The following is a 19,728-nucleotide window of genomic DNA, read 5'->3' on the forward strand; positions in this document are numbered from 1 at the left end:
CGTCCAGGTCAATGAAAATATGAATAAAATCACCGTTCTTTTTACAGGTTTCATCCTTGTTTTCAGTGCCAACGCAAATTCTGTTTATCCCCCGGACTATCTCCCTGTCGAAATCAACAATAAAACACAAAAACCGGATAGCGATATCTATGTGATTATCAAGGCAATGGATATCACGACAGAACACGATTGCTTTATTGACATTGATCAAAATACCGGTATAGGGCAGTGCACACCGGTAACACCGGGAATGAATTCCGAATCATACAGTTATCCTCTTTCCACGCTGCCTTTGTCAGAAGACTCCCGCAAACGGCTCATTCTTGTTCCCAAAACGGCTTCGGGCCGAATCTATTTTTCAGCGGGATATCCCATGGATCTTTTTGTTACCACAGACACCCGAAAAATTCTTGATCCGGATGGCTTCAAACCCAGAGACTCCAATTACTACACGCTTTATGACAAAATCGAATACAGTTATAACGACGGTGGCTCCTGGGTTAATCCGACGGCGGTGGATTTTTTTTCATTACCTATACACATCAGACAGGAAGGCTCAACCAGTGATGTGACCGAGGCAGGATTTTCCGAGGACCGTAATGAGGTCATAAACAGCGTCCGAACCCTTATCCAGGAAAAGGACACCACTCGCAATAAAATCTGGGACAGGCTTTTCATTACCTATTCTGAAAGCGGACAAACGGAGTTACTACGTATTGTCTCACCCGGTAAAGCGATGGTCGAGAATGTAGCCGATACCAAACCTTTTGATTTGGATTATTTATCCAATGAGTCGGTTTATGATTTCAGTTACATGGATCACCTCTGGCAATATTATCAAACCCATACGCTACTCATTGATACTTCTGAAATTGCACCGCATTTTTCTCTCGATAACTACCTTTTCACCGGGAAGGTCACCGGGGAGCAGTTTGTTTTTACCAATCAAACAGGAAGTTACCGTGTTGTGATTGACAGACCAACACATTCCACGCCTTTTTTTGCCGGCTCGGGAGATAGCTTTGATGCGGCAAATAATACCCCGAAAGCCATCATTATCCGCCAGTTAACTTCGGCTTTTGACGCGGGCCTGCTGCCAGCGAAATCCAGCACGAAGATAGACAGACATTATTTTCAGGCGATGAAAGCGAATTTTTATCAAAAAAATCCCTTGTTGCCGCAACTAACACAAGGTCCGTGGTACGATTTGTATTCCAAGGCATTGCATCATTTCGATGCGTCACAAGCTATTTATACCTTCGCCTACGACGATGCGCTAGGGCAGGATGGAACCTTGCATGATCCCAACGCGGGCAACATCAGTCCTGTGCAGATAACCCTGGGAAGTCTGGAGAATACTTTGATTCCGAACCCCTATGAAGACACCGGGACGTACACCGTGACACCCGTTCTGGGGTTTGGCACAACGGTCAAATACAACGGCGCAATCCTGCAAAACAACGTCCCATTACGGAATGTCAAAATACCATTCCATGTCACAATTAATGGTCAGGACGCTTATCTTTATTTTAAGAAACCAGTTATCCGCCCTTATTTTGATGGCGCGGACGGCATTGCAATCCATAAAACTTCGGACAGGGACGTTGAAGTGGTTTTCCCGGGCAAATGAATATCCAGGTACCATTTTTTACAAAAGAGCGGTAGCCCGTGAGGAGGCCTGTGGCCGTATTCGGGTTTGATGTTCCAATGCTGTCCCGGGCGAAGAGGTGGGCGCCCAAGTGAACGTTGTCCCGCATTACAGCGAAGCCTTCATGACGGGATACAGGATGAGGTACTGGCGCATAGCTTGCAATCCGGATTTCTGGCCAGGCGTATGTCTTTAAATATCATATTGAGTAAATCAACCTTGAGCAGTCGGTTGTTTAATGACTGACCTGCTTGTACCAGCCATTTCATGATTTCCGTGGCCTGAATAATACCAAGCATACCCGGCAACATGCCGAGGACACCATTGCCATTACAATCCATCGTGGCTTGTTCTTGGGGCGACTGCGGAAATACACAGCGCAAACAAGGCCCTTGACCACCGGAAAATATTGAGCAATAACCGGTAAATTGCGAGACACTGGCGTAGACATAAGGTTTTTCAAGTTGAAAGCAGACGTCATGAATGAGATAGCGTGTCTTAAAATTATCAGTGCCGTCGGCAATAATATCGTACTGCCCAATAATATCCACCGCATTGTCGGCGGTCAGTTTTTCAGGGTAGACGTTTACCGTAATACAGGGATTTAAGGATAACAACTGTTTTTGGGCAGACAAGGCTTTTGATTCATCCACCTGGGAAGAACGATATAAAATTTGCCGATGTAAATTGCCCACCTCAACCCGATCACCATCGACAAGACCGATAGTGCCAACACCGGCGGCTGCCAGATAAAGTGATAACGGCGATCCCAGCCCGCCCAGTCCCGCACATAAGACACGTGCAGCTTTTAACTTTTGCTGGCCGGAAAAGCCAATTTCCTCAAGTGCCATTTGTCGGGAATAACGGATTAACTCTTGTGCTGAAAAACGATTGCTACTCATAACGTAACTCACTTACTCGGGTTAATAATTGCTGGGCTGCAGCGACAGGATCGCGGGCGCTGGTAATAGCGGAAATCATGGCGATCCCGTCTACACCGGTTGCGAGAACTTCCGGGAGTTTTACAAGGTTAATACCACCTATAGCGACCAAGGGATAACGAAGTGTCCGCCGCCATCGATGTAGTTGTTCGCGTCCTTGCGGTTTAAACGCCATAATCTTACTGGTTGTCGGATAAACAGGGCCGCAGGCGATGTAGGAAGGATTGATAGCGTGTGCCCTTGCGACTTCGTAATAGCAATGCGTACTCACACCTAAATACAATCCTGCCCGACGTATTTCATCAACATCGGCAGCCAGCAGATCATCCTGCCCCAAATGAACGCCTGTAGCACCCAGGTGAATGGCATGCTCGTAATAGTCGTTAACGAACAACGTGGCGCCGTATTGCCTCGCAAGAGCGACACTTCGCCGTATTTCTTCCTCAAGCAAGGATTCCGGTGCGTTTTTTATACGCAACTGAATCGTTTTTATTCCAATTGGTAATAAAGTATTTAACCATCCACTGTGATCAACGACAGGGTATAATCCTGTCCAGCAGGAAGGAAAGGGCTTTGGCAATTGCGTCATGGGCGCAGGAGAAAGATAAGGAAGATCCTCTTGACCTTCCGGCCATCCATTATGAAATAATCGGGCGGTGTGGCGATTAAGACGCAAAGCGTGTCGAATGCCTCGCTGAACATACATTTTCCCGATCACGACCGCGTCTTTCACGCAGTAACCGAGTGCCAGACTGGCGGCAATTGCTGAGGACAGTACACATCCGGTACCGCGGTAATTGAGTTCAGACGCCCGTTTACCGGCTAACCAGAACGAGTCATGCCCGTTTGTCCAGTAGTCCTGGCTAAATAGCGGATCTTTATGATGACCGCCTTTCAGCAACACACTTTTGGCACCCATGCCTGTTAAGGCATGAGCCGCTTCTTCCAAATCCCGAAACGATGAAAGTGATCGATTAAGCAAGACCTCCGCCTCTATCCGGTTTGGAGTTACCACATCGGCATAAGGCAATAATCTGACAAGTTGCTCTCTATGCCGTTTCAAATCGGAAAAAAATAAAGGCGTTCCGGAAGACGAAGCCAGTACCGGATCAAGTACCACATATCCGGAATAACTGTTGAGAAGGGCAGCCAATTTCTCAGGTGTACCAGGCTCGCCAAGCATGCCGATTTTAATAGCGCTCGGGGTAAACGATGGTAGCAAGGCATCACATTGAGAGGCTACATGTTCAGGTGATATACATTCTATGGCTGTAACCTGATGTTCATTTTGCGCCGTAACGGCAGTAATCACAGAGCAGGCCGTCACGTTAAATTGTTGCAGCGTGTCCATATCGGCTTGCATACCAGCCAGTCCGGACGGATCGACGCCGGCGATACTCCATACAACGGGTTTGTTCATACCAGCACATCCTGCTGCCAGAAAGGCGTGTCAATTAAGGGGGTACTCGGATGCGCCGCGTTGCGCTGTGGCATGATGCCCGCCAGAAAGGCATCCCGCCCCGCGCGGATTGCATGACGAAACGCCGAAGCCATCAGGACCGGTTGGTGTGCGAAAGCCACCGCGGTGTTTAAAAGAACCGCGTCAAAACCCATCTCCATAACCTGTACGGCATGTGATGGTTTGCCGATACCCGCGTCAACAATGAGGGTGATATCCGGCAACCGGCAACGCAGGGTTTCCAGAGCGTAAGGATTAACAACGCCCTTGCCGGAACCGATAGGGGATGCCCATGGCATTAAAATACGGCAGCCGGCATCAACCAGCTTTCGACACATAACCAAATCTTCGGTGCAGTAGGGGAAAACCTCAAACCCCTGACTGACAAGAATTTTTGCGGCTTTAATTAATTCAACCGGTTCCGGTTGCAGATTATAATCATCGCCGATAACTTCCAGTTTTATCCACGAGGTATTAAATAATTCCCTGGTCAGCTCCGCCATGGCTACGGCTGATTTCGCGTCACGACAGCCTGCCGTATTGGGTAAAAGATGACATCCGATGTTTTTTATGACCTGCCAGAATGCTTCACCGCCAACCCCGGCAGGCGCTTGTCTTTTTATGGACAAAGTTATTATTTCCGCGCCGGATGCGCGAATAGATTGCTCCATGACATCAAGGGAAGGGTAAGCGGCTGTTCCCAATAACAGTCGGCTTTGTAACGTTTTTCCGGCTATATTCCACATCATTATCCTCCTTGCATGGGCACAATAATATCGACACGATCACAATCGTTAAGCATTGTGTCTTTATAATTTGCGCGAGCAACCAGCTTGTTGTTTATCGCCACAGCGAAATACGAATCGGTATAGCTGTTTTGCATCAGCAGATTATGCAGTGACTGGGATGGTTCAATCCGCTGCGCCTTGTCATTGAGATATATGGTGATCATAATCGTTCTCCCAGATTTCCGGATAATGGAGGGATACATTGGCGGACAAGCCGCGCAACACTTCTTCGGCTAACGCCGGGGCAATCAAATAGCCGTGACGATACAAACCATTGACCGCTATCAAGCCGTCACTACGTTTGATACGCGGTAAATGATTGGCCAGGGTAGGGCGGCAATGGGTCACTGTCTTTAAAATTCGTGCTTCGGCAAAACCAGGATGCAGGTAATAGGCGGCCGTTAATAACTCCAGGGTCGTACGAACGGAAATACCACTGTGATCATCGGCTTCAATTTCACTTGCCCCGATGAGATAACTATGCCCAGGTCGAGGAACAATATACAAACTGTAGCGAGGGTGTAAAAAGCGGACAGGACGATGCAACGTAACTTCAGGAGCATACAACCGAATTATTTCTCCCCGTAAGGCACGCAAGTCCGGGAAAACGTCGCGAGCGCCCAGACCACGGCAGTCAAACACCATATCAAAATCATGCCGCCGGTCTTTTGTCCTGATTCGTCCCGATTCAAGAGATAAAACCGGCGTGTTTAAAAAAAAGGTTACCCCAATCCGTGCAAGGTATTTATGAAGTTCGGGTATCAAGGCCTGACAATCAATATGTGCCTCATCGGGACAGTAGTAAGCGGTTTCAAATTTTGCCAGATCAGGTTCCAGGCGGATGAGACTGTCGTTGGAAAGCCGATAAAAGCGAATCTCCTTCGTGTGATCCAGTTTTTCCGAGACGCGTTGATAAAAATGATTCCATTCCGCCTGATCACTCGGATGATTCAGGATAATACTGCCCGATTGGCGATAATAAACGGTGTCCGGTAATTGTGAGAGAATATCTGGCCAGCAGCTTGTAACCGATCGTTGTCCAAGATGAAAAATCACAAGATCCGATTTATCCAGTTCGGAAACCGGCGTCAGCAATCCGCCCGCTGCCAAACTGCAATTATCATTACCTTCTGATTGCTCAAAAAGACTAATTTGCCAGCCCTCGTTGTGCAACGCGAGCGCCAGCAAACTTCCCATGATTCCTGATCCTGCAATCCCGGCACGCATGATCAGTTTTCCAGACAGCAGGCAACCGGGGCAATATCAGAATAGGGTGTGGCCGGAATAAAGCGATTGGAATAGCATTGGGATACATCAAACGTTTCATCAATAACATGTAAATGCCTGGTGTAACGTCCCACTTTTTCCCAGTCACGTTCCACGTTCAGCAAATTGCGGGAGAAAAAGGGCAGGGTACGCGTAAAAATCTTTTGGTACATGGGCGTGCGCAATTGTGGTTTCGCCTGGCATAGTAATTCGTACGCATCCTCCGGCCGTTCGGTAGTAAAAGCCGCACCTCGCTGGGTTGCTCTCAAAAATCCCTGAACCAGTTCGGGATGTTCAAGTGTACGTTCGGGGACAATGAATTGTACGGAACAAAAACAGCAGCAACCCAGGCCGGCCAATTGATCAATACGCAAAAACGTTGTTTCACCTCGCAGATGTTCCAGTTCAACCTGTTGAAAATTAATAAAACCAATACCGGTATCGATAACATCCCGGCAAATTGCATCGGTCACATTCATGCCGATACGCACCGTTTGGTAACTGGCCGGATCAATATCGGCCTGTGTTGCCAGATCATCAATGATTTTTTTTCCAAACTCCCCGATGTATCCGACACGTTTGCCGACAATATCCTGAAAGGAACGAATACCACTTGATTTTAACGCAATCAAACCGGTCGGCGGCTCATCAAGCAAGGTTCCGATGGAGGTAACCGGATAACCTTTCGCCCTGGCGGCAATGGTATGAATCATGGCCTTGACTCCGAAATCCACCGTACCCAAACCAACCAGTTCCGTGACATCACCAGGATCAGCGGGATCCAGAATTGCCAGTTTGATCCCTTCTTCCAGGTAAAATCCGGATTGCTGGGCAACAAGAATCGGGGCATGGTAAGGGTTTGCGTACCAGTTGAGTAACAATGTAATTCTTGATTTCAATGAGGGCATGGCCATAACTCCTTATATCGTGTATGAAAATATCGGAGATGGCAAAAGGGAACAATGCCGTATAAAACAATACGAACATCGTTTTTTTGAAGGCGTCCTTACGCTGATATGAATCAGATCAAGTTCAACGGGTAACTCTCAGCCGGATATCCGACACCCCGCGCCATCTTACAGACGAAATCATGCTAGGCCTTAATTTTTGCTTTGTCAATACAGGGCAGGGGGATGGCTTTGAGTTTATTTTTACATTATGTGACATTCTGGTTTCTTGTGGCTGGAACATAAAACACCCAGAAAACTTAATTATTTAACATTTTGTTAATATACAACCCTTATACTGTTACAACAGTACCCGAATAAGGTGACCAACGTGTCTACCGAACAATCGACAATACGTTTTATTAAAAAAGAATTAAAAAGCATCTATCAATCTCTTGATACGCCCTCAAAGGATTTGGCAATAGATATACTGGTGAACGCCGTATCCAGCTTAGAGGACAAAAAGTTTAAAGTGGCCTATCATCATGCCCGGCAACTTTATGCGATAGCCGGCAAACCGGAATCGGAAATAATAGCCTTGTTTCATAATATATTTTTTGCCGAGGACGTGGCTACGGATAATTCCGTTGTACTGATTCACGAAAACTCCCCTTATTACGAATCGTTAGCACAACTGGGTGAGGAACTTGGTTTTACAGTGCAACAGCATGAATTCAGTAGCAGTTGCTGGACCAAGGATTATGTCGTATCGACAGGCAAGGATGTTGTAGTACCGATTAAAGATAAAAACAGAATTGATACGTATTTAACACAGGAATTTGTTGGGCGCGCTCAACAAAATACCAGTCTTTATTATGGCGCGTTAAATATATCGGAACATCACCAGGCTAAAGTGACCATCTCTTCGCCAAACAAATGGATAACAAAATCACAACCACTCCTCGATCATACTGACATAGTACATAAAACAGCTCTTGAAGGAGGTAATTTCTTTTGCGCCATTAATAAAAAAGGAATGCGTTATTATTTGCTTGGTGAAAATGTTGTTTCAGAAACCATGGCTTACAATAATCTCGAACGTGATAAAGCGATTGATGTCATTACCGAGGAGCTGGCCTGTCCACATGATCGATTACTCATTATTCCGCAATGGTCTTACCATTTGGATTTACAAATGGCTTATCTTGGAAGAGGGCAGTTTGTCATTCATTCCTTTCATCAAAAAGGAATAAATTTTGGCTTGCCTGAGGAGAGTATTGATAAAATCAAAATAACGTTTGCTTACCTTGAGAAATTATTTGAAAAAAATGTCATTGACGCAACCTGCAGCATTTTGCAAGAACACGACTTTGAGGTAGACAAGGTTTTCGGCTGCCTGTTTTATTTAGAAGACACCTCCGATGTGAATCAAAAAAAATGGGTGCCTTTTTGCAAAGCTGATGAAGACTTTGAAGGTGCCATCGCTTTAATGATGAATGGCATTTCTCTGGATTTGGGGGCAAGAGGGCGGCATTTTCTTACGTCAAAATGCGACTTGCCATCGTTTAAAGAGCAATATGACGTTTCATTAATTAAATTGGGTATTGATGGCGTTCACGATGTCGATATGCCAGCTTACTACGATGATGATGGGTATTTTGATGGTATGGTTACAGGATTTATGGGAGCAGGAGGTGTTTCAGACGTAGCCGCCGCAATGAATGGCGGACTTCGCTGTCAAACATCCATTGTGAGTAAATCGCTGACTACGACGTATAACCCGAAAGGATCCAGATTTCGTTTATTCCAATCTGTAGACGCTTTGGATCTGAATGTCACGGAAGAAGAGCCGGAAGTAAAAAATAATCCCAAAAAGTTATAGGTTCCATCTTTTTTCATCTGGATCGGAACTGCTGATACAAGACAGATAAAATGGTATAGTTTGTCTTTCTACCGGATATAATAAAAAATAACATGCAAACCGTTATTATTTACCACAACCCACGATGCTCCAAATCACGCCAGGCGTTGGCGATACTACAAAACGAAGGTATTGAACCCGTTATTATCGATTATCTCAAAACACCACTTGATATAAACGAGCTAAAGCGCTTGCGTTCTTATTTTGATCTTGAGGATTTCGTACGCACCGCCGAACCGGTTTTTAAAGAACAGGGATTATCCATGGATAATGAAATACAGATTTTACAAGCTATGGTTAAACAGCCTGTATTAATGCAACGCCCCATTGTGACATTTAAAAACAAAGCCGTCATAGGACGTCCACCCGAAAACGTTTTACAATTATTTAAATAAAAATATTAATTCAAGCATCTGGGCAACGTTCATGGCGATGTCTTGAAAAAGACAGTTTTGGAAGCAATAAGAGTTGGATAGGCAAGGCTGCGTTTGTGGATTGTCCCACTAAGTCTGATTATTTTGATAATCAGACTTAGCTTCATGGCCGTGTATAACGTCGAATTTAAATGAATGGAATAAAATTGACTACCATTTGTGGGATGATAGAACAAACAAGCATCAAGTACGATAGATTGCTTAAAAAACTGACTAACCCTTTATTGCAATATTTTGGGATTCATTATTTTTGTTATCAATTTGTATCCAACAAAGGCGATTGGTTTACGTTGGGGAATAACCCAAATTGGCTGCTACATAGCGCTGAACATCAATTTTTTCAATTTGATCCGAGCCTGGTTCGACCCCGTCATTACAACACGTCGAGCCTCTGTTTTCCTCAGAACCACCAAAACGACTTATTTCAACAAACATTGATAGCAGATGCGATTGAGGTATTTGATATTGATCATAGTTTAGCGCTCATTGAGCCCAATGCCCGCGGTTGCGAATATTATTTTTTTGGTGCACCCAAAAGCCATCTTAAGGTGCTGGACATTTATTTAGCTCAGTTAAGATCACTTCGCCAGGATTACACCCATCATATCCAAACGCACTTGCAACCAATTTATAGCCATTGTCTTAATCATACTGTCAATCTCAATGAAATAAATCCAGCGGGGTTCAATTCAACGCATAATATATTGTTGGCTGGAGAAAATACCAAGCCAGAAATCGGTTTTTTAAGTGCAATAAAAAATATACCGCTGTTAACCGCTCGGGAATATCAATGTTTACGATGGTATCAACAAGGACTGACGGCAAAACAAACCGCCCAGAGGATGAACCTTTCTCATCGAACAATCGAAGACCATTTTGACCATATTAAAGCAAAGTATGGCGTTAGCTCTAAACGTGACCTACTCAGAGAACCCGTAGTCAATACGGTTATGCCTGCTGATCTTTAGCATCATAATCCTTGTTTTTTGTATTGCTATGAGGAAAGATAATGTTAGTCAATTTTAACGATATTTGCTTTAATAATTTAAAAAGCTATTGGATTGCTTTAGCCTCTATTGATGAGTCTGCTGTCATTGAAACAAGTGACTCTGTGCGTATTTGTACCGGGATGAACAATCCCCTCTTTAATCCCATTTTTTTAACAAAAGATGCCCATAAATTGCCGTCTGTTTACAGCCATTCATCCTATAGTTTTTGGTACGACTCCAAACGCAATAAAAATATACCTCTGCAAGACCTTCAGGAATTAGAGCCTATCATGCAACATGTTCCTATGATGTCCATTCAATTGAATAAGGAATTTAAGCAAGATTCTGTTCCAGACATCAAGATCAGTGTGGTAGACAATGGTAACGATTTAAGTCATTGGATAGCTCCTGTAAAGGTAGCTTTTGAAATGGACGACCGTATGGCATTACGTTATCAACGATGTTTAGAGCAGGCACACCGTCAGTTTACTCATTTTACTGCTAAAAAAAATGGTCTTGTCGTTGCCGCAGCAAGCTTGTTTTTACACGATGAAATTGCTGGACTTTACAACCTTGCTGTTCTTCCTGAGTTTAGAAGACAGGGTATTGCTACAGCACTACATTATGCTCGACTGAATGAGGCAAAAAGCAGAGGATATAAGCATGCAACTTTACAAGCCACCCCGATGGCATCTGCATTAGATAATGCTCTAGGATTTGAAACGCATTCTGAACTATCAATTTACAAGTTTTAATGACTCACCCACATTGCCTCATGAAAAGCAGTTTGACTCAGAACGACCATTTTTGGGGGGCACAGCCCCCTTTTAAGCCAAAGCAGCACTTTTTAAGCTAATCAGAAGCCTTATGAAAATCGCAAGCATATTCCTCATCAAAAGGATTAAACAGTATTAAAACATTCCCATCAAGAGTCATGCCAAAGCTACTCTGGACTTCGGTTATAGAGAAATAATCATTATTCTCATCATCGGATTCAAAAGCATTACTGTGAAATTTCAGGCTTACAGTATTCTTATCTATCCATTCAGCATAAAATAGTAGTTTAACCAGGTGATAATGCCGCTTTATCCAATACCGCTTCAACTTTTAATAAACTTTTTGTTTTTTTGCTTATAATCAGTGAACCTCCTGCGGTGAAAAATGACAAAGGCCCCTTTCTATGATAATTAAGCGCTTTGTATAAGTCGCTGCCTTTATCCTGGATCGCCCCTGTTAATTTTTCTTCAAAATCATGAGGATGTCCATCTGTGTTAATATCATTAATTGCTGCAATTATTTTGTTTTTCTTTTTATTATTTTCAGGAAAGTTATTTAATATTTCCTGTAGAACATCAGAAAGCCCTTTATTACCAAGGCTTGTAATTAAGTTGGTACCTGTTTTCTCTGAAGTATCAGTTTCTTCAACTAATTCCAGTTTATTAGCTTTGCATGCTTCTTTTACCGCATACTCAAAAATTTTCTCGACGTTTCTACCATCCAGAGCCGAAGCTTCTATGTACAGGAGACCATGCATTTCTGCAAATGCGGCTGCCATTTCGTATGGAACCTCACGTAAAAAATTAAGATCGCCTTTATTTCCCACCAAAATAATTGGAACCTTGTAGTCTTTTATCCGCTCAAGCCAGGTGCTAACATTGTCAAATGTCGCTTTTTTGGATAAATCAAAAACGACAATAGCCGCGACAGATCCTGCGAAATTCTCTATATACCATTCTCGTCTATGCCATGATGTCCATAATTGAGTTCTAATTATTTTGTCCTCTACTTCTATATTTCTAGAATAGAAATGTGTGCCTACGGTAGGTCTAATATCTATACTAAATTCATCATCAACAAACCGTGAAATTAAACTTGATTTACCTACCTTTTTATCTCCCAGAAGGTAAAACTTCATCAAAAGATCGTATTCCGATGCGCTTGAACTGTATCGTACGTGCTTTTTTTTATCTTGTTTAATTTTTTGACTAATTTCTCGGTCGCTAAGCATAATTATTCTCCGTATCTTTTGTATTGATACCCGTAAGCATGGGTGTTGGGTTTTGCCTGTCCAGACCAAAGCGCCACAACTTAGCCGGCAAAGAAAAAATAATATACCATTTGAATATTAACCAAGCATTAAGTTGGCATTATCGCCGAATTAACTCAATATTGATGTTGCCAAAATTATGGGCAAACATCGAGCAGCAGCTGTTTGCAGTTTCCTGTTGAAACACGCATAATTATCATTTTTTTTAATAATAAATCATATTAATTGAAAATTACGCAGGCTGATTAATGAAACGATATTGTTATGTCATTGCGCTTTTATTCTTGCTGGTTAATTCACTGGACGCTGCAACAACCCCGTCAATAAACATTCATGAGTTACGGCAATCCATCAAACTCGGCGATACGAAATTTCAGATTTCTACAGAAAACAGCGACGCGAGGGAACACGTACTGCTTGGGGTGGCTTTTTTGCACGCCTTTATGTATGACCTGGCTATTCAACAATTTCAGCAGGCACAAAAACTGGATCCTGGTTTCGCCATGAGCTACTGGGGCGAAGCCATGGCTTACAAACACCCTATCTGGAATTATGAAAATCTGCCCGCGGCCAGACAAGCGCTCGCACGGTATAACAAAAACAAGGATCAGCGTCGCTTGACCCGCAAGGAACAATTTTATTTAAAAGCGGCAAACGCCTTATTCGGCCAGGACACATTACCTGAGAGAGACGCGGCCTACCTCTCTGTAATGCAGCAATTTTACCGTCAATTTCCGGATGATCCCAATGTCGGAGCGTTTTATGCCCTTTCATTAATGGGTATTGCGTCTGATTTTCCGGATCGGGAAAACAATGCCACAGACATAACAAACGGGCGACGGTTGATCGATAATTTATTCAAAACATATCCAGATCATCCGGGTGTGGTACATTATTACCTGCATTATCATGACAACCCGGATCCAGAAATTGCTCAACAGGCATTGCCGGCTGCTAAAATTGCCCTGAATTTAATGAGTTCCTCATCGCATGTGACCCATATGTCAGCACATATTTATCGCCGCTTGCAACGTTGGGATGATTATATTCGCGCTAACAAAATGTCTATTGAAGCCGCTGATCACTTATGCAAACAATTAAATGATCAACCGCTTTATGCGTGTAACGCCGAAAATAAATACCACTCTCTGGAATGGCTGCATGACGGTTATCTGAAAACCGGGCAGATTGCCAGGGCTAACGATCTGGTTAATCGTATGGCGCGGGTTGTTTCCGCGGACTCCGATATACTCTATAAGCAATGGTATTATCGTATGTGGGCAAGGCAGGTCTTGGTCTCAAAAAACCGGGATACACCGGCTATTACCGTCGTGCCAATTTCCAAATCCGATGATAAGCTCTACTGGTCAGCCTACTCCGAATGCGCCGCATTGCAAGCATCCGCATTCCTTGCCTTGCAGCATGACAAACCGGTAGACTCCTTTCTCAAACGCCTGAACACCGTAATTGATCTAACAAACACGCTTTCTGATCCTTATATTAAGCAGGCCTGCCAGATTTCGGCTTTCAAAGTTCGGTACGAGCAGGCTAAGAAGGATAAAAACCGGAAAACGGTTGCGTTTTATCACAATAATATACGTCAACTGGAGAAAAAACAGATTTCCACAGAGTTGACACCGTCTCTGACCTATTGAAAGGGCTTAAATGATGTCAGGTGTGTCGGGCCAACGAGGCCCGACCCGTGATCATCATACATTACGAATGGCTATTGCCAGAAAAACATAAGTCCAGCCGGTGATGATCATCTCGATAACCACAAGCAAACCAATCACCCAAAAGCCGCTCATTGGCCATTGCATCAGAATCATAATACCCAGGACAATAGCGGCGATACCGGCTAGCAGCACCCAAAACCAGCCACTGGATTGCTTTAGCGCAAAAGCCATAAAAAAACGGCTGATGCCGATAACAATAAGTGTCCAGGCTAAAATGGCCGTAATAACGGTGGAGGCTAAAATCGGATCATAGATAATCAGTCCGCCTGCAAAAATATATAAAAGGGCAATCAACAGATGCCAGATGAGCGCATTCCAATGCTTGCACTTAAAAGAATCCACCAATTGAATCACACCACCGATAACAAGCAGCGCTCCGATAAACAGGACGCTCGCCAGCGTAACGGCCGTCACCATACCCAGACCGATAAAACCAAGAATCAAAAATAATATACCCAAGCCAAGGAGCCAGCCCCAGCTTCGTTTCAGACGTTCCCTTGTTGTTGCAGACATGCTATCCAGATTTGACATGATATATCCCTATAAAATGTGAATTATTACTATAACTGATACTCGGGAAACTGCAAACTATAGGCTTTGATATCGGACATGACGGATTTTTTTGTCCTTTTAAAAAGCATAAATTGCCCTCATCGTATAGATTATCTATTAACCTTCATGTACAATAAAATTAGCTTTCGATAGAGACGTCGGAAGTATTTGGATAGAATGATTTAACTAAAATAAGGAAGTTACGATGGCTGTCATAGATACACAACCCTCTTATCAAACCACTCAACAAGAGCAAGGTCTGCAGGATCTGGTTTATAGCCTGGTCACTCGCTTTCTGGCCGAGAATAAAAACAAAAATATCGATGATCTTTATGACATGATTCTTTCGGAAGTGGAACCCCCTCTTCTACAAGCCGTTATGGAAAAACGCCGTGGTAACCAACTGCAAGCTGCCAAAATGTTGGGAATCAGTCGTGGAACAATTCGTAAAAAATTACAACGCTATTTTGGCACAAAGTATTTTCGTTTAACCGAAGAATAATCCGGGTACCGGAAGGTATAGTAGGTCGGGCGCAGCGCCCGACCATATTAAAGAACACCATCTCACCGTATTTTGCTTACATAAAAGACAACCTGAACGCTCTGTTTTTTAAATAAGATTGATTGGCTCGTTGGAAGCATCGGGCGAAGCACTTGATCTACATCTGTTCTACAACAAAGAATAGTTTCCTGTAGCCCTCCATGAAGGCGAAGCCGTAATGCGGGGCAACATTTACCCGGGCACTCATCTGTTCTCCTGCTACAATATTGGAACATGTAACCCGCAACGGCCACAGGCCTCCTTGCGGGCTACGCTATTTTGTAAAAATTTTGTGAAAGAAAATTTCGTTCACAAAATTCAGGCAGTAACCAGTAGCTTATTCATTCGACTGACAAAATCAGCCGGATTATCCAGCTGGCCACCCTCCGCAAGCACCGCTTGTTCAAATAAAACAACAACCCATTCCGCAAATCGTTCATCATCGGTCATGTCATGAAGTTGTTTGATCAATCGGTGTTCCGGATTAATTTCAAAAATAGGTTTCACTTCGGGAATTTTCTGTCCTGATGCCTGCAGAATACGCTGCATTTCCAGACCCATATCGTCCTCATCGGAAATAATACAAGCCGGTGAGTCCGTCAAGCGATTGGTCACCTGCACTTCTTTCACTCGCTCACCCAATATTTCCTTAATATGTTTCAGCACAGGTGCCAGGCTTTCTTCTTTTTCCTTCACCTCTTTGCTGTCTTCACTGTCCAACTCTATCTTGCCTTTGCTGATCGATTGTAATTTTTTGCCATCAAATTCCGTCAGATAACTAACCAGCCACTCATCAACCCGATCACTCAAAAGTAACACCTCGATACCTTTCTTTTTGAAAATTTCAAGATGAGGACTGAATTTTGCCGCATTATAGGTGGAAGCGGTAATATAATAAATCTTGTCCTGATCTTTCTGCATTCGGCTAACGTAGTCAGCTAATGAAATAGTTTGTTTCTCAGAGTCGCTGTGCGTTGAACTAAAACGAAGCAGCTTGGCTATGGCATCACGATTAGCAAAATCTTCAATAGGACCTTCCTTCATAACCAGTCCGAACTCATCCCAGAAATGCTGATATTTTTCCGGATCCTGCTCACCCAGTTTTTCCAGCATGGACAAAACACGTTTGGTACAAGCTGATTTTATTGATTCAACCTGCTTGTTATCCTGCAATAATTCTCGTGACACATTGAGTGGTAAATCGCTGGCATCGACAATACCTTTGACAAAACGCAGATACCTCGGCAAAAATTGCGCGGCATCATCAAGAATAAAGACTCGCTTGACATAAAGCTTCAGCCCATGCTTCATTTCCTGCTGCCATAAATCAAAAGGCGCGTGCCCTGGTATATATAACAGGCTGATATAATCCTGCTTTCCTTCCACATGATTATGCGACCAAATCAGGGGATCCTGATAATCATGGGAAATATGTTTATAAAGCGCTTTATAATCCTCATCGCTGATTTCATTTTTTTGCAGCGTCCATAAAGCAGTTGCCTTGTTTATCGTTTCATAATCGTCCGTTTGTTTTCCTTCATCATCGGTTTTTTTCATGACAATGGGCCAGCAAATATGATCGGAATATTTGTTGATCACGCTGCGCAGCCGCCAATCGCTTAAAAACTCTTCTTCCTCTTTTTTAAGGTGGAGAATAACCTCGGTTCCCCGGTCGGTTCGATCTTCCTGGGCAATGGTAAACTCGCCTTCTCCATCGGATTCCCAGACGACGCCCTCCTCCGGTTTTGATCCCGCCCGCCGGCTTTTCACAGTCACTTTGTCTGCAACAATAAAAGCGGAGTAAAAACCGACACCAAACTGTCCTATCAAATGAGAATCCCTGGATTTTTCGCCGGTCATATGGCTTAAAAATTCCCTGGTTCCTGATTTCGCTATGGTTCCGAGATTTTCTACTATTTCGTCCCGGTTCATGCCTATGCCATTATCTTTGATAGTAATGGTTTTAAGTTTTTCATTGTATTCCACAGTGATACGCAGATCCGAATCATTTTCATACATCGAGGAATCGGATAAGGCCAGGAAACGCAACTTATCCAGAGCATCCGAGCTGTTGGAAATTAATTCACGCAGGAAAATTTCCTTATTACTGTACATAGAATGAACGACAAGGTGTAACATCCGTTTTACTTCCGTTTGAAAACCCATCGTTTGTTGCTTACCCACCATATCAAAATCTCCTGTCGGGCTAAAAAATAAAAAATACACAACAAAATAGTGTATTACGGCTTGTTGCCATTCCATGTCGTATTGGCCGGTTGACTTGTAGATTGAGTCCATTGTCTAGGTTAACCGGCCAAAACGACATGGAATGGTACTGGTTTTGGTAAACCAGTATATTGGGATGTGGAATTCCTTTTTCAAGGTCAACCCACGGGTTTTATTTACCGTCAATTATCCTGACAGTTCGGACAGGCGGCTATTACAAATTATCTTCGAGTTCCAGGAACCATGCCAACACGAGGTCGGTGCATATGGATGGTAACAGGCTCACTGCTTTTAACTACCTTACCTGATTCGTCCACTATCTGAACAGCAATAGTATGAGTGCCACGATATACGTTATTCAAGGCAAAAATAGTTGAATCCTTGGGTTCACCCAATGGTGCGCCATCAAAGACGATCTGTAATTTATCTCCCGACTTCAGTTCCGGTGAGACGGAAGCGATGACAGGCACATAACCTTGATTATTTCTGATGGTCGCTTCGTTTTGAGGTTGCGTAATTTCGATCTTTTTATACTCTTTTTTAGCCTCGTCATCCTCGTCCCCGCTCTCCTCCGAGGAGGATTGCTGTGACGGTGGCGAAGAATAGGATTGAGCTTCGGGAATTTCAATTTTTTCCGCACCTTGATGAGGCTGATCGCTGAAATGAACGGCGCCGGAGCTATCCGTCCATTTATATATGGCCGCTGATGCGGAACCAATCGCCAGTAACATCCAGATTAAAAAGCTCAGTTTCCTCATTCATCCATTCCTTAAAGACTATAATAGAGCTCAAACTCAATAGGATGCACCAGACTTCTCACCTGCGCAATTTCCAATTCACGCAAACGGATATAGCTGTTTAAAAATTCCTTGCTGAACACATCACCCTGCAATAGAAATTGGTGATCTTCCCGCAAATGAAAAACAGCTTCTTCCAGAGAACCGCATACCGTTGGTACATCCACCAGCTCCTCAGGAGGCAGATCATACAAATCCTTATCCATCGGTTGTCCCGGATGAATTTTTTTCTGAATACCGTCCAAACCGGCCATCATCATCGCTGAAAAAGCTAAATAAGGATTGGCCATAGGATCCGGAAAACGTACTTCGATACGGCGTCCCTTCGGATTGCTCACATGAGGAATACGAATAGCCGCAGATCGGTTTCTGGCAGAATAAGCCAGCAAAACAGGCGCTTCAAAACCGGGTACCAGTCGTTTGTAACTGTTTGTAGCCGGGTTGGTAAACGCGTTTAGTGCCCGAGCGTGTTTGATGATGCCGCCAATAAAAAACAAAGCCGTTTCCGATAACCCGGCGTACTGATCGCCGGCGAACAGATTAACACCATCTTTGACAAGGGACATATGACAATGCATACCGTTACCGTTATCTCCAACCAGCGGTTTGGGCATAAAAGTTGCTGTTTTTCCATAATTATGAGCAACATTATGAATAACGTATTTTAAAATCTGGAGTTGATCCGCCTTGCGCGTAAGCGTATCAAACCGGGTAGCCACCTCGCATTGATTTCCTGTCGCCACCTCATGATGGTGAGCTTCGACCTCTATTCCCAGATCTTCCAGAGTAAGGCAGATTGCTGAACGAATATCCTGGGAAGAATCCACAGGCGGAACAGGAAAGTAGCCGCCTTTCAGCGGTGGTCTGTGGCCAATATTTCCACCCTGGATCTCCTTGCCGGAATTCCAGTGCGCTTCCTCGGAATCCACCTGGTAGAACGCGCGGTCAATTCTCGTCTCCCAACGAACGTCATCGAACAGGAAAAACTCAGGCTCCGGCCCGAACAAGGCCTCATCAGCTATTCCCGTGGATCGCAGATAATTCCAGGCGCGTTCCGACAGCGAGCGAGGACAGCGATCATAGCCGAGCATAGTCTGGGGATCGACCACATTACAACGAACAACCAGGGTATTGTCCTGGTAGAAAGGATCAAGAAAAATGGTGTCAAGATCCGGTACAATAGCAAGATCAGATTCGTTAATTTCTTTCCAGCCCTTAATGGATGATCCGTCAATCATTTTCCCGTTTTCAATAAAATCATCATTGACCGCGCTAACAGGAATGGTGATATGCTGTTCCTTGCCTCGTGTATCGGTGAACCGCAAATCAACAAATTTGGCATCATGCTCTTTGATGGCCATGTACAGAATATTGTCGCTCATTGTTATCTCCAGGAATTACCGCGGGTGCACTTACTTTATCCCGAAATTTGTAGTCTGGTTTGTTCAAAGACTACCCAGAAAAATAATTTCGGTATTTACGTGTCGAGTTGCCAA

General features: G+C 43.9%; 18 protein-coding genes and 1 riboswitch. Of the genes, 7 read left to right on the forward strand and 11 right to left on the reverse strand.

Features of this window, described 5'->3' with window-relative positions; genetic code table 11:
- Window positions 1-19 precede the first annotated feature (19 nt).
- A complete protein-coding gene (locus tag CKW05_RS07710) occupies window positions 20-1,630 on the forward strand; it encodes a beta-1,3-glucanase family protein (RefSeq protein WP_133141138.1) in 1,611 nt (536 codons plus the stop codon).
- 140 nt (window positions 1,631-1,770) lie between these two features.
- Here CKW05_RS07710 and CKW05_RS07715 read toward each other — a convergent pair whose 3' ends face one another.
- Genes CKW05_RS07715 through CKW05_RS07740 form a run of 6 tightly spaced genes read right to left on the reverse strand, consistent with a single transcriptional unit; the run spans window position 1,771 to window position 7,010 of the window.
- Window positions 1,771-2,550, reverse strand: a complete 780-nt coding sequence (locus CKW05_RS07715; RefSeq protein ID WP_058483513.1) for a HesA/MoeB/ThiF family protein — start codon at window positions 2,548-2,550, stop codon at window positions 1,771-1,773.
- Window positions 2,543-4,009 (reverse strand): thiamine phosphate synthase, encoded by a 1,467-nt coding sequence (gene thiE / locus CKW05_RS07720; protein WP_058483514.1) that lies wholly within the window; start codon window positions 4,007-4,009, stop codon window positions 2,543-2,545. Before thiE ends, CKW05_RS07715 begins: the two co-directional genes overlap by 8 nt.
- Entirely contained in the window at window positions 4,006-4,794 is a 789-nt protein-coding gene (locus CKW05_RS07725) for a thiazole synthase (protein WP_095140600.1), read from the reverse strand. Before CKW05_RS07725 ends, thiE begins: the two co-directional genes overlap by 4 nt.
- Before the next feature lie 2 nt (window positions 4,795-4,796).
- Window positions 4,797-5,000: a sulfur carrier protein ThiS gene (thiS, locus tag CKW05_RS07730; protein WP_058483516.1), complete on the reverse strand. Its 204-nt coding sequence runs from the start codon at window positions 4,998-5,000 to the stop codon at window positions 4,797-4,799.
- Window positions 4,978-6,063 (reverse strand): FAD-dependent oxidoreductase, encoded by a 1,086-nt coding sequence (locus CKW05_RS07735; protein ID WP_058483517.1) that lies wholly within the window; start codon window positions 6,061-6,063, stop codon window positions 4,978-4,980. The genes thiS and CKW05_RS07735 overlap by 23 nt, the downstream gene beginning before the upstream one ends.
- A gap of 2 nt (window positions 6,064-6,065) precedes the next feature.
- Window positions 6,066-7,010, reverse strand: a complete 945-nt coding sequence (locus tag CKW05_RS07740) for an ABC transporter substrate-binding protein (protein ID WP_058483518.1) — start codon at window positions 7,008-7,010, stop codon at window positions 6,066-6,068.
- A gap of 78 nt (window positions 7,011-7,088) precedes the next feature.
- Window positions 7,089-7,181, reverse strand: a riboswitch (TPP riboswitch).
- A gap of 199 nt (window positions 7,182-7,380) precedes the next feature.
- Between CKW05_RS07740 and CKW05_RS07745 the strand changes: the two genes are divergently transcribed.
- The 4 genes from CKW05_RS07745 to CKW05_RS07760 all read left to right on the forward strand — a co-directional run bounded on the left by CKW05_RS07745 (window position 7,381) and on the right by CKW05_RS07760 (window position 11,088).
- Complete coding sequence (locus CKW05_RS07745) at window positions 7,381-8,871, forward strand: hypothetical protein (protein WP_231950410.1); 1,491 nt, start codon at window positions 7,381-7,383, stop codon at window positions 8,869-8,871.
- A gap of 92 nt (window positions 8,872-8,963) precedes the next feature.
- Entirely contained in the window at window positions 8,964-9,305 is a 342-nt protein-coding gene (gene arsC, locus CKW05_RS07750; protein WP_058483519.1) for an arsenate reductase (glutaredoxin), read from the forward strand.
- 185 nt (window positions 9,306-9,490) lie between these two features.
- Entirely contained in the window at window positions 9,491-10,312 is an 822-nt protein-coding gene (locus tag CKW05_RS07755) for a helix-turn-helix transcriptional regulator (RefSeq protein ID WP_157737717.1), read from the forward strand.
- 41 nt (window positions 10,313-10,353) lie between these two features.
- Complete coding sequence (locus CKW05_RS07760) at window positions 10,354-11,088, forward strand: GNAT family N-acetyltransferase (RefSeq protein WP_058483521.1); 735 nt, start codon at window positions 10,354-10,356, stop codon at window positions 11,086-11,088.
- A 308-nt stretch (window positions 11,089-11,396) separates the two neighbouring features.
- On the opposite strand, the gene CKW05_RS07765 is transcribed toward CKW05_RS07760, so the two are convergent.
- Window positions 11,397-12,341: a GTP-binding protein gene (locus CKW05_RS07765; protein WP_058483522.1), complete on the reverse strand. Its 945-nt coding sequence runs from the start codon at window positions 12,339-12,341 to the stop codon at window positions 11,397-11,399.
- A gap of 287 nt (window positions 12,342-12,628) precedes the next feature.
- Between CKW05_RS07765 and CKW05_RS07770 the strand changes: the two genes are divergently transcribed.
- A complete protein-coding gene (locus CKW05_RS07770; protein WP_058483523.1) occupies window positions 12,629-14,035 on the forward strand; it encodes a hypothetical protein in 1,407 nt (468 codons plus the stop codon).
- Between the two features lie 54 nt (window positions 14,036-14,089).
- On the opposite strand, the gene CKW05_RS07775 is transcribed toward CKW05_RS07770, so the two are convergent.
- A complete protein-coding gene (locus CKW05_RS07775; RefSeq protein ID WP_058483524.1) occupies window positions 14,090-14,647 on the reverse strand; it encodes an HdeD family acid-resistance protein in 558 nt (185 codons plus the stop codon).
- A gap of 226 nt (window positions 14,648-14,873) precedes the next feature.
- Between CKW05_RS07775 and CKW05_RS07780 the strand changes: the two genes are divergently transcribed.
- On the forward strand, window positions 14,874-15,170 hold the full coding sequence (locus tag CKW05_RS07780; protein WP_058483525.1) for a helix-turn-helix domain-containing protein: 297 nt from the start codon (window positions 14,874-14,876) through the stop codon (window positions 15,168-15,170).
- 357 nt (window positions 15,171-15,527) lie between these two features.
- Here the strand turns inward: CKW05_RS07780 and htpG are convergent, their stop codons facing one another.
- The 3 genes from htpG to glnA form a co-directional block, all read right to left on the reverse strand.
- Entirely contained in the window at window positions 15,528-17,396 is a 1,869-nt protein-coding gene (gene htpG / locus CKW05_RS07785) for a molecular chaperone HtpG (RefSeq protein WP_058483583.1), read from the reverse strand.
- 260 nt (window positions 17,397-17,656) lie between these two features.
- Window positions 17,657-18,193 carry a DUF4124 domain-containing protein gene (locus CKW05_RS07790; RefSeq protein WP_058483526.1) on the reverse strand — a complete coding sequence of 179 codons (537 nt, stop codon included), beginning with the start codon at window positions 18,191-18,193 and terminating at the stop codon, window positions 17,657-17,659.
- Window positions 18,194-18,204: 11 nt separating this feature from the next.
- A complete protein-coding gene (glnA, locus tag CKW05_RS07795; RefSeq protein WP_058483527.1) occupies window positions 18,205-19,614 on the reverse strand; it encodes a type I glutamate--ammonia ligase in 1,410 nt (469 codons plus the stop codon).
- Window positions 19,615-19,728: the final 114 nt, after the last annotated feature.

This window comes from Legionella spiritensis (assembly GCF_900186965.1).
Lineage (GTDB): Bacteria > Pseudomonadota > Gammaproteobacteria > Legionellales > Legionellaceae > Legionella_C > Legionella_C spiritensis.